General features: G+C 38.7%; 12 protein-coding genes. 5 read left to right on the top strand and 7 right to left on the bottom strand.

Features of this window, described 5'->3' with window-relative positions; translation table 11 throughout:
* Positions 1-16 precede the first annotated feature (16 nt).
* Positions 17-1,030, bottom strand: a complete 1,014-nt coding sequence (locus E2I05_RS16545; RefSeq protein WP_121855208.1) for an aspartate carbamoyltransferase — start codon at positions 1,028-1,030, stop codon at positions 17-19.
* A 200-nt stretch (positions 1,031-1,230) separates the two neighbouring features.
* On the opposite strand from E2I05_RS16545, the gene trhA reads away from it, so the two are divergent.
* From trhA to E2I05_RS16535, 3 genes are all read left to right on the top strand, one after another.
* Positions 1,231-1,893 carry a PAQR family membrane homeostasis protein TrhA gene (gene trhA, locus E2I05_RS16540; RefSeq protein WP_121855209.1) on the top strand — a complete coding sequence of 221 codons (663 nt, stop codon included), beginning with the start codon at positions 1,231-1,233 and terminating at the stop codon, positions 1,891-1,893.
* Between the two features lie 45 nt (positions 1,894-1,938).
* Positions 1,939-2,082 (top strand): hypothetical protein, encoded by a 144-nt coding sequence (locus E2I05_RS22135; RefSeq protein ID WP_165905589.1) that lies wholly within the window; start codon positions 1,939-1,941, stop codon positions 2,080-2,082.
* Positions 2,083-2,401: 319 nt separating this feature from the next.
* Positions 2,402-3,547: an ISAs1 family transposase gene (locus E2I05_RS16535; protein ID WP_133309417.1), complete on the top strand. Its 1,146-nt coding sequence runs from the start codon at positions 2,402-2,404 to the stop codon at positions 3,545-3,547.
* Positions 3,548-3,674: 127 nt separating this feature from the next.
* On the opposite strand, the gene trhP is transcribed toward E2I05_RS16535, so the two are convergent.
* On the bottom strand, positions 3,675-5,060 hold the full coding sequence (trhP, locus tag E2I05_RS16530; RefSeq protein ID WP_121854295.1) for a prephenate-dependent tRNA uridine(34) hydroxylase TrhP: 1,386 nt from the start codon (positions 5,058-5,060) through the stop codon (positions 3,675-3,677).
* Between the two features lie 188 nt (positions 5,061-5,248).
* Between trhP and E2I05_RS16525 the strand changes: the two genes are divergently transcribed.
* Positions 5,249-6,091: an HDOD domain-containing protein gene (locus E2I05_RS16525; protein WP_376707901.1), complete on the top strand. Its 843-nt coding sequence runs from the start codon at positions 5,249-5,251 to the stop codon at positions 6,089-6,091.
* Between the two features lie 61 nt (positions 6,092-6,152).
* Entirely contained in the window at positions 6,153-7,679 is a 1,527-nt protein-coding gene (locus E2I05_RS16520) for a putative bifunctional diguanylate cyclase/phosphodiesterase (protein ID WP_243641106.1), read from the top strand.
* On the opposite strand, the gene E2I05_RS16515 is transcribed toward E2I05_RS16520, so the two are convergent.
* The 5 genes from E2I05_RS16515 to ettA form a co-directional block, all read right to left on the bottom strand.
* A complete protein-coding gene (locus tag E2I05_RS16515; protein ID WP_121854293.1) occupies positions 7,660-8,103 on the bottom strand; it encodes a thioesterase family protein in 444 nt (147 codons plus the stop codon). The genes E2I05_RS16520 and E2I05_RS16515 overlap by 20 nt on opposite strands.
* A gap of 14 nt (positions 8,104-8,117) precedes the next feature.
* Entirely contained in the window at positions 8,118-8,591 is a 474-nt protein-coding gene (locus tag E2I05_RS16510; RefSeq protein ID WP_121854292.1) for a LabA-like NYN domain-containing protein, read from the bottom strand.
* Positions 8,592-8,809: 218 nt separating this feature from the next.
* On the bottom strand, positions 8,810-9,877 hold the full coding sequence (locus tag E2I05_RS16505; RefSeq protein ID WP_121854291.1) for a hypothetical protein: 1,068 nt from the start codon (positions 9,875-9,877) through the stop codon (positions 8,810-8,812).
* Positions 9,878-10,137: 260 nt separating this feature from the next.
* A complete protein-coding gene (locus E2I05_RS16500) occupies positions 10,138-10,725 on the bottom strand; it encodes a hypothetical protein (protein WP_121854290.1) in 588 nt (195 codons plus the stop codon).
* A gap of 460 nt (positions 10,726-11,185) precedes the next feature.
* Entirely contained in the window at positions 11,186-12,853 is a 1,668-nt protein-coding gene (gene ettA / locus E2I05_RS16495; RefSeq protein WP_121854289.1) for an energy-dependent translational throttle protein EttA, read from the bottom strand.
* Positions 12,854-12,964: the final 111 nt, after the last annotated feature.

The raw sequence follows: 12,964 nt of genomic DNA, 5'->3' as shown, positions 1-12,964 counted from the left end.
CCTTTGAATATAAATGTTAACTTTGACGAACGAACCAATTAACTGGACGTTCGTGTTGCTCAAGTTGGCGATCAACACCAAGTGTTAGCGCAAATAAGGCCATACGAATTAATAAACCATTATCCGCTTGGCGGAAAATAGCTAAATTGGGGTTATCGTTTAAATCGTTATCAAGCTCATTAGCAGCAGAGCGTGAATCACGTGGTAATGGGTGCATGATAACAGCAGTATCTTTACAATGCTCAGTGTAAATTTGTTGGTTTAACTTAAATTTACCACGATATTTGTTGGCTTCGTCTTGGGATGGGAAACGTTCTTCTTGAATGCGAGTTTGATACAGAATATCAGCTCCAGAAGCATAACCCTCAATGGCATCATGAATGCTGACTTTATGACCAGCATTAACAATATCATCGACAACATAGCTTGGCATTTGCAATTCTTTAGGGGATAACAAACTAAAGTGAATATTTTTATGTAAACAAAGTAGTTTTGAAAGGGAATGCACAGTTCTGCCATGCTTTAAGTCACCAACAAGTGCGATATGCATGCCATCAATGGCTTTGTTTTTTGCTTTTAGTTCTTTTTCTATAGTGAATAAGTCTAGCAAAGCTTGAGTTGGGTGTTCGTTTGCGCCATCCCCGCCATTGATTACTGGTACACTGCTGCCTTTGGCAAACTCCTGAACCGAAAAGGGTTCTGGGTGGCGCATGGCGATAACATCAGAGTAGGTCGACAATACTTTTGCGGTATCATACAAAGACTCACCTTTTGTCAATGATGAAGATGCCATTCCAACTGTTTCGCAAACCGAACCGCCTAATAAATTAAAGGCACTGCCAAAACTGACGCGAGTTCGAGTACTTGGCTCAAAAAATAGATTACCAAGAATCGCACCATCGAGCACATTGGTTCTTTTTTGTCTTAGGGCATAAGGTTGCATACGAGCGGCAACTGAAAAAATGGTATTGATTGAATCAAGTGAGAGTTGGTTAACCGAGAGGATATGAGATCCTTCTAATTGTGTCATCAGCCTATGTTCCAATATCGTAGGGGCTAACGCAGCCAGCGTTGCCGAAATTTTTATGTAGGGTGGCTGAGACCACATTCTACCAGAAGAGCAAATGTTACGAAACTGCGACATAAAATGATTGTTGAATCTTATACATATTGTTTTGCTCAGTGTGCATCTGTAAGCTGAATGTAATACAGAAATGACATAAGTACCCCATGACACAACATGCTAACCAGCTAAAACAGCATATAGAAACGCCATATACAGCTACTGAAGAATTAATGAATTCGGTAACTCATGGGCTTGGCGTTGTTCTAAGTATTATTGGGCTCATTGCTCTGATTTATGATGCAATTAATACTGATAATCTTATTAAGCTCATTAGTGTTTCAGTGTATGGGAGCTCTCTGATCGTGCTGTTCTTAGCGTCTACAGTTTATCACTTTGTGACAAAACCCAGATTAAAATCGACATTTAAATTACTCGATCATTGTGCGATTTATTTGCTTATCGCAGGCAGTTATACGCCGCTCATGCTAGTGACATTAAAAGGTAGTGTCGGTTACGCCATGCTAGGGATTGTTTGGGGCTTGGCTATTTTAGGTATTGGTTTTAAAGTGGTTTTTGGTACTCGATATAAAGTAATTTCACTGGCTACTTATTTAATTATGGGCTTTATATCTGTATTCATTATTAATAAGCTGTTTCAAACATTGCCTTTTGAAGGCATGAGTTTACTTGTTGCAGGCGGAGCCATTTATACTATCGGCGTGTACTTTTATGTTAAAAAAAGTATTCCCTTTAATCATGCAATTTGGCATTTATTGGTATTAGCGGCAGCGGCTTGCCATTTTGCATTGATTTATCATTATGTGTGATTTAAGACGAAATGCTTAAGGAAAGTTGCGGAAGAAAGTCTACCGATGAGTTCTTGTCACTCCAGCGCAGGCTGGAAACGAAGTAACGACAGTTTTGTAGTCGGTAGTCTAGGGTCTGTTGATCTTTCAGGATTAAATTTTGTGCTATTTGAGCATTTATCTGTTCAAGGCGTGAGCAGTGATGCTTAACCATCTAAGTGAGCTGGTCACAACACAGAACAGTGAATGCTCAAAAGCATCGAAAAAAGAGAGAGCGTAAATTGGTCGCTCTTTCTAAATAAAAGGTGCTGCGTTATCGTTTTCTTATTTGGAAACGAAGTAACGACAGTTTTGTATGTCGATAATAACCAAACCTCACAAACTCTGCCTTGCATAAAATAACCAATTTATCGCTGCAAAAACAATCACGAAAGCTCAACAGACCCAGGGCGGGATCGCGCTTTAGGTCTTGAAAAAAATAATTAAAGAAATTTTGAACTTTCCTCTATAACGATGATCAGATCGACAAATGAATACTGATTTGAGCCTGATTATGGACGTAATGAAAGAGATTGAGCAAATTGAAGACCATCGTGTAGAAGCCAATAAAGAGTATGATTTAGCGGATATTATTTTTCTTACTATTGCCGCAGTGCTTTGCGGTGCGACAGGGTGGAAAGCCATCAACATTTTTGGGGAAGCTCAATTAGATTGGTTAAGACAATACCGTCCATTTAGTAACGGTATCCCGACAAGACATTCAATTGGAAGAATAATTAGAGGTGTTAAAGCCGAAAGTATGATGTCTTGCTTTATTAACTTTTCCAACACATTACGGGAACGAGATGGTAAAGAGCATATCAGCTTTGATGGTAAAGTGGCTTGTGGTTCTAAGCACGGGGATAACGTAGCAGCGCTTCAACTAATGACGGCAATGGTTGTGGATAATGGACTGATAATACGTCAAAAAGAAACGTCGACTAAAACGAACGAAATCCCTGTAATGCAATCCATGCTAAAACACATGGACATTGAAAATGCAGTTATTACCGCTGACGCCATGCACTGCCAGAAAGAAACTACAGCCTTAATACGTGAGGGAAAAGGTGATTACGTTCTTCAAGTGAAAAAGAATCAAGGTAAATTACTTGCTGAAATTGAAGCTTATTTTCATAAGTGCTATAGAGATACACCAGAGCTTTTAAAAAAGAATCACTTTACAGAATTAGACGGTGAGCACGGACGAATTAATGAAAGACATTATCGCCTTTTGCCAATTACAAATTGGTTTGACGAAACAGCTAAATTTGTAGGCAGTCATGCCGTTGTTGAAGTCACTCGAATGCGAGAGCTGAAGAATAAATCAAGTCAAGAAACGTCTTACTACATAACTTCGTTAGCCAGTGATGTGAAAGATATCGCTAAATATATACGGAAGCATTGGGCAATTGAAAATAGTCAGCATTGGGTTCTCGATGTCACTTTTAAAGAGGATGCCTGTAAAATTTATGCTGATGATGGTGCAAAAAATTTGGCTACAATCAGAAGAAAGATTTTGAACTTAGTTAAAAGTCACTCTTCAAAAGACAGTGTTGCTGGCAAGATGCAGAGAGCCTGCTGGGATGCAAAATTTAGGGCTGAGATTTTGTTTGGTGAATATTTCATCAAAGCATAATCCCGCCCTGTCAACAGACCCTAGTGCCTTTGCTTTTTTTTATAAAAGTCGCAGGTATGACAAAGATTGGTACTTTTTAAATCGCTAGATCCCTAAAATGGTTATTAAGCATTTCGTCATTGAGCTTTTATGTTGTGGCCGATGCATGGCTGTGTGGGCTTCGAGTGTCTTGCCCTTGGGGCAGGTTTCTCAACAAAATGGCGTTGGTTAAATCAACTTCTTTTGGTATGTCAAGAAAGACGGTATGTCCATTACCTAAACCAGCGTCGACGGCTTCACCTTTGCGGTTTTCTAATGCTTCAATGGTGAGCGTAATGTTGCCTTGAGGTGTCATTATCTCAACACTGTCGCCGACCAAGAATTTGTTTTTAACTTCAATTTCTGCCATGCCACTCGCGTTTCGGTTACCAGTAATATCACCAACAAATTGCTGAGTATCACTGATTGAGTATCCATAGTCATAGTTTTGGTATTCATCATGCACGTGACGGCGTAAGAAACCTTCGGTATAACCACGGTGTGCAAGCCCTTCAAGTTGGCGCATCAATCCAGGATTGAAATCTTTGCCTGAAGTCGCATCTTCAATGGCTTGACGATATAGCTGTGCAGTACGAGCCACGTAATAGAACGATTTTGTACGGCCTTCAATTTTTAGTGAATCAACGCCAATTTTTGCCAAACGTTCGACGTGTTGAATCGCGCGAAGGTCTTTTGAGTTCATGATGTAAGTGCCATGCTCATCTTCAAAGGCTGGCATGTACTCACCAGGGCGATTATCTTCTTGGAGTAAGAACACTTTATCCGTCACAGGGCCTTCACCTAATGTTGGCGTTTCTATTTGTACAGTAGAAGATTGAGGTTGTACGGCAATCACGTCGCCAGTTTCTGTTTGCTCTGCATCATGTACATCGTATTTCCAACGGCAAGCATTGGTGCAAGTACCTTGGTTAGGGTCGCGTTTATTAATATAACCAGAAAGTAAACAACGTCCTGAATAGGCCATACATAAAGCACCGTGAACAAAGACCTCAAGTTCAATGTTAGGGCAGCGTTGACGAATTTCTTCGATTTCATCTAATGATAATTCACGAGATAAAATAACACGTTTTATGCCTTGAGTTTCCCAAAACTTAACCGACGCCCAATTGATCGCATTGGCTTGAACTGAAAGGTGAACTTCTTGATCTGGAAACGCCTCACGAACCATCATGATTAATCCAGGATCGGACATGATGATGGCATCTGGTTTCATTGAAACCACAGGCTCCATATCTTTGATATAAGTTTTTAGCTTGGCATTGTGAGGAGAAATATTACTAACAACGTACAATTTTTTATTTAAATCGTGAGCTTCTTGAATACCTACAGCGAGGTTTTCCATACTAAACTCGTTATTTCTCACTCTTAAGCTATACCTCGGCTGGCCAGCGTAAACGGCATCTGCACCATAAGCAAACGCATAGCGCATATTTTTTAACGTGCCTGCTGGAGATAATAGCTCGGGTTTAAACATAATAATTCTCAATATGGACAAGTGGAATGAACGCATTTTGCGGCGCGCTATTTTACTCGCTCCATGTCCTGTGATGCAAATGAAACTCATAAAAATGCAACTCGTTGTGATGTGAATCATAAAGAGGAAATATTAATAGATTTGTCTAAGCTAATAGTTATCGAAAATTATGTAAAAGGTAAGATGCAGTGCCTGTTGAAAGCTCTATGCTAAGGGACTTCTTAGTAAAACTGGAGGATGATACTTTAATCCTGCCTACATTGCCGGATGTCGCTATTGAAATACAGTCTGTGGTGAATCGTCCTAGTTCGTCTCTTAAGCAAGTCGTCGCCGTCGTTTGTAAAGATACAGCGATATCGGCTCGTATTATAAAAGTGGCAAACAGTGCCATGTTTTATAGAGGTTCTGCTGCCAATAGTCTCATGACCGCAGTGACACGAATTGGGCTAACTCAAATTCAGTCGTTAGTTATTTCAGCTGCGGCGGAACAATTGTTTATTTCCAGCAATGAAATCGTTGGAGAGCTACTTGATGACATATGGGAACGCTCAGTAGATGTAACATCAGCTGCATGTGCATTGTTATTGATTTACAAGAAAGAACATCCACATTTTCGTATAAATCTTGATACATTATCATTGGCGGGGTTGGTTTATAATATTGGTGCTCTGCCGTTGTTAATGGAAGCAGAAAATCGTTCCGATCAAATTTCAGATATAGATACCCTTCAACTTATTATTGAAAAGCTTCAAACACCAGTTGGTGTTGCTCTATTAAAACACTGGGAGTTTTCAGAAGACATCATCGAAGTGGTTGAGCATTGGCACGATTTAGAGTACCAATCCGATGATGTGACTTGTGTTGACTTTGTTCGTGCTGCGGCTATATATACTAAAAATTTAAAAATTAATGATAAAACAAGCAACCATATGGCAATTTTAAGGCAAAAAGGTTTGCCATTAGATAATGAAGAACTTGCCAGCAGTGAATTTTTAGCTCAATATCGGTCAATAAAACAAAGTTACGAATAAATACTTTTTTGATGGTTAAGCATCAAACAAAGTATGAATGCCTATAAAAAGGATGATTGGCATGTTTGGTTTTGGGATTGATGTAGCTGTAACCTTATTTTTGTGTGTAGTAATTCGCACGGTTTACAAGAGGTATAATAGAAAACATGAAGAATCTGACTTTCTTCAGTTTCTTACATTCAAAATTTCTTCGCAAATTGAACAGCGCAATAAATTACGAATTTCTCATATACCACCAAAATTTAAAGAACTGTATTCTTCCATTGAAAACCTATTAAAAGTGCTTCCTCCTCCTACTGGTCTCGATAAGCTAACAGGTTTAATGAATCGTTTAGGTTTAAAAGGGCGTATGGCAATGTTAATGCCTGTAAAGCATGGTTGCTTTATTTTGGTCGACATCCACCGTTTTCGTTATGTAAATGACTTGTTTGGTTTTACTCTTGGTGATCAGCTCCTTTGTCGTTTTGCCGAGCGATTAAAAAATTTGCCGCAGCGACCAAAATTGCTGGCGCGAATGAGCGGTGCAGAATTTTTTATGTATTTCGACTTAGGAATTTCGACAGAGCAACTGCATCAGTTACAGAATCAATTACAGATGCCATATGATATCAAGGGCACTCCTATCAGCGTTAAACTTAAAATTGGAAAATTGGATATTGAAGAGCACTATGCCGACGTAAGTGTAATGCTTAAGCGACTTGATCTGGCAATTATTAAAGCTGCGGATCAACCGAGTTTATTTTCAGCCTACAAATATGGTGATGATCGTATACAAGATCGTGAATTAACTATTATTGGTAGTTTGCCTACATCATTAAAACGCAATGAACTGTATATGGTGTATCAGCCAAAGGAATCATTAACACAGGGAGGTTTTACCCAAGTTGAAGCTTTGATCCGATGGGAGCATAAAAAGCTTGGTCAGTTGTCACCAGCAGAGTTTATCCCTTTGGCAGAGAGAGCTGGAGTGATTGATATTGTGAGCCGATGGGCACTTGAACAGGTAATGTTACAGCAAGTTAATTGGCGCTCGGTGGGGTTATGTGCGCAAATAGCCGTTAATTTATCTTCTCATGATTTATGTCGCGACACATTAGCAGAAGATATTCTTTCAGGACTTGAACGTCACAATCTGCCAGCGAATAGTTTAATTATTGAGATAACTGAAAGTAGCTTGATGGAAGATACGTTAAAAGCCATTCGCACCCTCAATCAATTACGTGATTTAGGCGTTTCTATTGCGGTTGATGACTTTGGAACCGGCCACTCCTCATTAGCCTATTTGAAACAATTGCCCATCGATGAAGTAAAAATAGATCGCTCATTCTTAGAGAATATTTTTAATGAAAAAGAATCGTTATATATCCTTGAAGCCAGCGTTAGCTTACCAAAGAAGCTAGGCTTAACAGTAACTGTGGAAGGCGTTGAAACAGCTAAAGTTAGAGAGCTATTATGTCTTATAGGGGTAGACAAAGTACAAGGGAAGCATTTCGCGATGCCAATGTTACCCCTTGAATTAGAATTATGCTGGGCTGTGCTAAATACCCCCTGCTCGGAGATTGAAAGCGCTACAGAATTAGTTGGTTAAATTGTTTGAGTAGTGTGTTTGGCATTTCGATTAATTGCCTTTCTTTATTCATGCTTATCATTTCTATTTTTGCGGTTACTGCTGGTTTTACCCCTTCTGGTCTCCATATTTCTTGGAACCAAACGGTTCTATATTTACTTTCGATATAAAAATAAGTTCTCACATCAATAATGTCAGCAAACTCGACACCTTCTTGACACGTCATTTCAGTCTTGTAGACAGCAAAGCCTAAGTTATATTGATTCCACAAACGGTCAAGTTTGTCGGCGCCAATAACATGCTCACGTGCGCGTTCAAAATATTTTAAAAAATTTGGATGGTACACAACACCAGAAAAGTCTGTATCTTCGTAGTAGATTTGAACAGGGAAATGAAAGGTTTTGCTTATTGGTGTTTGAGCAAGCACTTGATTATGTGTATTCATTTAAATTTAAGCCGTTACCGTAATAGACTGTGGTTAATTTCATGAAAGATGGTGGTAGCATCGATTAATGCCTTAGCGGTTAAACTTGGTACACCAAAAACTTGGGTCTCAACGTGGTATTTTTGACGTACTTTATCAAGCAGTAAACTAAAGTCCCCATCTCCAGAAAGCAGTACGATAGTATCGACAGATGACGCACATTCCATAATATCAATCGTGATGCCTACATCCCAGTCGCCTTTTGCAGAGCCGTCAGCACGTTGTATAAATGGTTTTAATTTCACTTCAAAACCGATGTGCCGTAAGGCATCTTGAAATTTAATTTGGCCATTATCGTTGCGGGCAATGGCATAAGCATTTGCAATAACAATTTCACCTTCGTAGCCGAGTTGTTGCCACAATCGTTTATAATCAAATTGACGACCATAAGCTTCTTTTGAGGTGTAATAGATATTCTGGACATCAACAAAAATAGCAATTTTTTTCAAACCAACAGTCTCAATGTATCAATTCATTGCTCGAAGTATATGGATTAATTCATTAAAAGTGTATTGAAATATTTTACTGCGAATTACTATTGAGTGAAATGAATAAAAATGTTTAATAGCTTACTTTTATTCTGTTCGGTGTTAAACAAAGATTGAAAAATCAAAAATTCTTTAAAGGTTATACCTATTAAATCGAACAATTGTTAAAAAATAGATTTCTATTCAAGAGAATTTGTCAAAAGTGAGGGATGTTCAATCATTACATAAGATGAAATAGAGTCGAAAGAAGCTTCTAGCTCGCCATCGTTTAGCGCCAACAACTGGCGTTTAAATACAACTAAATTAGGCTGTTGAGAAAAGTTAGTTCCAAGCTTTTCTTGTAAAAAAATGATGCTTGCAGCATGTTTTATTCTTGAATCTTCATTACAACTTGAATCAAAAACCCATTGCTGTATATCTCTAATGTTCACTTTTTTCTGGTCAAGAATCTTTAAAATAAATGCTTCTGTTTTATTAACTCCGTATTTCCCTTGGCGATTTAATAAACCAAAGTTTCCAGAATCCAAATAGTTACAAGCTGCAGCTAAGCTCTGGCTTACTTCATCATCTTGACAAATAAGAGAGAGAAGTTGGTTGTCTACTTTACCTGTAAATCGTTCTAAAATTATGCCTATAGATTTTATCGTATCAAAAGATGGTGATTCCCTCTTTAAAAAGAAATTTTCTACTGTTTGCATTAACTGAACATGCTTTAAATCATAGCAACGGCACGTATACATTTTTCTGATTAATTTCCAACCGTTATTTTCAACAATCTCGATGTTTGAAACATCATAGAACTTAACTTCAGAAAGACCAAAGTGAGAGGATATTTTTTGGGTTATAAAATGTTCAATCCAAGTTTTTGTTTGACTCGTTCTAGATTGGTGATATCGGCCTGAAGCATGAATGACTTCGAAATACGACTCGCGTCGATACATATAGCCTGCACAATAGACCTTTTTTCCATTGGCAATAGAAGGGTGTCCATAGCGATCATTCCAATTAACTTGATTTTGCATTTCAGGGGAAACAACACTTCTTAAGGAGCTGCCTAGTGAATTTTTACAGCCAATATTAAAGCATAAACCTTCTGTTAAAGCGTAAATTCGTCGCTCGTTTACCCCTAGCTCAATGTTCACTCCTTCAGCAATATGTTGAAAGGCAGGGTTAATAGAAGACTCGCTATTATATGTATAGCGAGGCGATATCGCAGTACAAGTGTTGTTAATTGCAAGTGCTAACAATATGCTTTTCTCTGAAATAACACCTCCAGTAGCCTTGATGTTTTATTTCGAACTTTAACGTTAACATCATAGCTACTGCCCATAACATTATTATAGACAAACCATGATGAAGTAATGACGAGCAGAAAATTATATTTTTTTCATCAACTTTATATTTATATTCATATTTTACTCAGAGTAGGATCAGTAAAAAAGACATTAAGTTCTAAATACACGCCCTGATCACTTCTCAGGTGCAGCAATGTAAAATCGATGTTCTTTTACCATAAAAAGTAAGCGGCAATTTTCATTTTGTAATGTGAAAGTCTCACTAACAAATCTAAATATTTTTCATACCCTTGCTTATCAAAATTTCTTGAAAGGGAATTCATGAACCCGTGATAGTAGGGTGTACGTTGAATGTTTACTTTTTTTATTTTTTGAATAGCGTTTAGCATTTCATTTTGGTCAAAATGAGCTTCTGATTGAGGCGCAATTAACTCAATTTCTATGCTGGGGAGCATGTCTGTTTTGTGGCGAATTTGTCCACCATAAAAACAATAGGCTTTCATGATTTGGTATTCGCTCAACATGGAACTTATATTCCAAATTGCACTGGCTCCTATGCTAAAACCGATTAATATGCCTGCTGATTGTTTATGCTGGCTTACTTGGTGGAAAACTAATTGGGTATATTGTTCCAATCCAACATTTTTGATGAAGTGTTGATATGCTTGTTGTTCATCTGAAAATGATAAGTTGACTCCGTCATATGGATCGATAGAGATAACATTATCACCAATATCTTGACATAGTTTTTTAAATGGCTCTGTTGCGCCCCAAATATCGCTGACAACAAATATTCTCATAAATTTTATCCTAATAAAAAAGCAGAGACTGAATGTCTCTGCTTGATGTGATCTACATATAGGAACGCATGAAAGCGACTTAACCAGAGTTCAGGTTATACCAATTGCAGTAATTAAATGCTCAACTCAGAGCTATGTATCTGCTCAAAGTGCAATCGTAATTGATGAAGGCACAGTTGTTACCGACATACAAAACTGTCGTTATTACATTGCTACTTCAAGACAATTTTGAGAAGTATTCTTTATAAACCAAAGTAAGCACATACAATTCCCGAAGGGCAAGGCTAAAGGGTTCCATTACTGCGTTAAAAGCACTTGAATTATCCCGACAAAAACACTAAGTGCATTGAACGCCGTTTTGTATGGCGGCCGTAGGATATATAGTACTTCGAGCTTGTGCTTTGCACTGAAACCCTTTAACTCTTGCTGAGTGAGAGATTAATGACTGTAATTAATGGTATTACTTACTCATTCGCTTATATTTCAAACGATGAGGTTCGATAACATCTGTACCTAACTGTTCTTTTAACCATGTTGAGTACTCGGTGTAGTTTCCTTCATAGAAGTTCACTTGTCCTTCGTCTCGGTAATCTAGGATGTGAGTACAAATTCTATCGAGGAACCAGCGGTCATGGGAAATGACCATGGCACAACCAGGGAACTCAACAATGGCTTCTTCTAGAGCACGTAATGTCTCAACATCTAAATCATTGGTTGGTTCATCGAGTAACAGCACATTACCACCAGCTTGTAGTAATTTTGCTAAGTGAACACGATTTCGTTCACCGCCAGACAAGCTACCAATAATCTTTTGTTGATCGCCACCGCGAAAGTTAAAGCGACCAACATAAGCACGGCTTGGAATTTCAGTATTGTTGATTCGGATAATATCTTGGCCACCAGAAATCTCTTCCCAAATGGTATTTTTATCGTTCATTGAATCACGAAACTGTTCGACGGAGGCTAATTGAACTGTATCGCCAAGCTCTATTGAACCAGAGTCAGGTTGCTCGGCGCCAGAAAGCATTTTAAATAATGTTGATTTACCTGCACCGTTGGCACCTATGATACCGACAATCGCACCTTTAGGTACGCTGAATGATAAATTATCAATCAGTACACGGTCGCCATATGATTTTGTGAGGTTATTCACTTCAATAACTTTGTCACCCAAACGCGGGCCGGGGGGAATAAATAGTTCGTTGGTTTCATTACGCTTTTGGTGATCGCTAGTATTAAGTTCTTCAAAGCGGGCCATACGAGCTTTACCTTTAGACTGGCGACCTTTTGAACCTTGGCGTACCCACTCTAATTCTTTAGCGATAGTTTTTTGTCGTGCGCTCTCTGTTGCTGATTCCTGTTGCAAACGAGCATCTTTCTGCTCAAGCCAAGAGGAATAGTTGCCTTCCCAAGGAATACCTTCACCACGATCCAACTCAAGAATCCAACCTGCGGCATTATCTAAGAAATAACGGTCATGGGTAATAGCAACAACGGTACCTGTATATTCTTGTAAAAAATGCTCTAACCAAGCCACTGATTCAGCATCTAAGTGGTTGGTTGGCTCATCAAGTAGCAACATTTCAGGCTTTTCGAGTAATAAACGGCAAATTGCGACTCGACGACGCTCACCTCCTGAAAGGACGGCAATTTTTTCATCCCAATCAGGTAGGCGTAATGCGTTGGCCGCGCGCTCTAAAATATTATCAAGATTGTGAGCATCTTGAGATTGAATGATTGCTTCAAGTTGACCTTGCTCTTTAGCTAGGGCGTCAAAGTCGGCATCAGGCTCAGCATAAGCCGCATAAACCTCATCTAAACGCACTAAAGCGAGCTTTGCATCGGCCACTGCTTCTTCAACTGCTTCACGAACCGTTTGGTTTTCATCGAGCTTAGGTTCTTGAGGTAAATATCCGATTTTGAGATCTTGCATCGGACGAGCTTCACCTTCAATTTCGGTATCTAAACCCGCCATGATGCGAAGTAGAGTGGATTTACCTGAGCCATTTAAACCGAGCACACCAATTTTTGCGCCGGGATAAAAACTTAATGAGATGTCTTTTAAAATTTGCTTTTTAGGTGGGACGATCTTGCCCACTCGGAGCATGCTATATACAAATTGTGCCATTGATAAACAATCTTCTTGTTAATGGAGATGAACTAATTGTACTGAAAGCTGAACTGAACTCAAATCGATCTATTAATTCGTGTTTCATTGTGTATGAACGGGCACATTTAT

The organism is Parashewanella spongiae (genome assembly GCF_004358345.1).
GTDB classification, from domain to species: domain Bacteria; phylum Pseudomonadota; class Gammaproteobacteria; order Enterobacterales; family Shewanellaceae; genus Parashewanella; species Parashewanella spongiae.
Note: the sequence above shows the minus strand (reverse complement) of the source record. Positions and strands in the feature narration are given on the sequence as shown.

Bases quoted from the DNA above. Each gene is read 5' to 3' on its own strand.
- E2I05_RS16545 (WP_121855208.1), bottom strand. From the start codon at position 1,030: ATGACACAATTAGAAGGATCTCATATCCTCTCGGTTAACCAACTCTCA.
- trhA (WP_121855209.1), top strand. From the start codon at position 1,231: ATGACACAACATGCTAACCAGCTAAAACAGCATATAGAAACGCCATAT.
- E2I05_RS22135 (WP_165905589.1), top strand. From the start codon at position 1,939: ATGAGTTCTTGTCACTCCAGCGCAGGCTGGAAACGAAGTAACGACAGT.
- E2I05_RS16535 (WP_133309417.1), top strand. From the start codon at position 2,402: ATGAATACTGATTTGAGCCTGATTATGGACGTAATGAAAGAGATTGAG.
- trhP (WP_121854295.1), bottom strand. From the start codon at position 5,060: ATGTTTAAACCCGAGCTATTATCTCCAGCAGGCACGTTAAAAAATATG.
- E2I05_RS16520 (WP_243641106.1), top strand. From the start codon at position 6,153: ATGTTTGGTTTTGGGATTGATGTAGCTGTAACCTTATTTTTGTGTGTA.
- E2I05_RS16515 (WP_121854293.1), bottom strand. From the start codon at position 8,103: ATGAATACACATAATCAAGTGCTTGCTCAAACACCAATAAGCAAAACC.
- E2I05_RS16500 (WP_121854290.1), bottom strand. From the start codon at position 10,725: ATGAGAATATTTGTTGTCAGCGATATTTGGGGCGCAACAGAGCCATTT.
- ettA (WP_121854289.1), bottom strand. From the start codon at position 12,853: ATGGCACAATTTGTATATAGCATGCTCCGAGTGGGCAAGATCGTCCCA.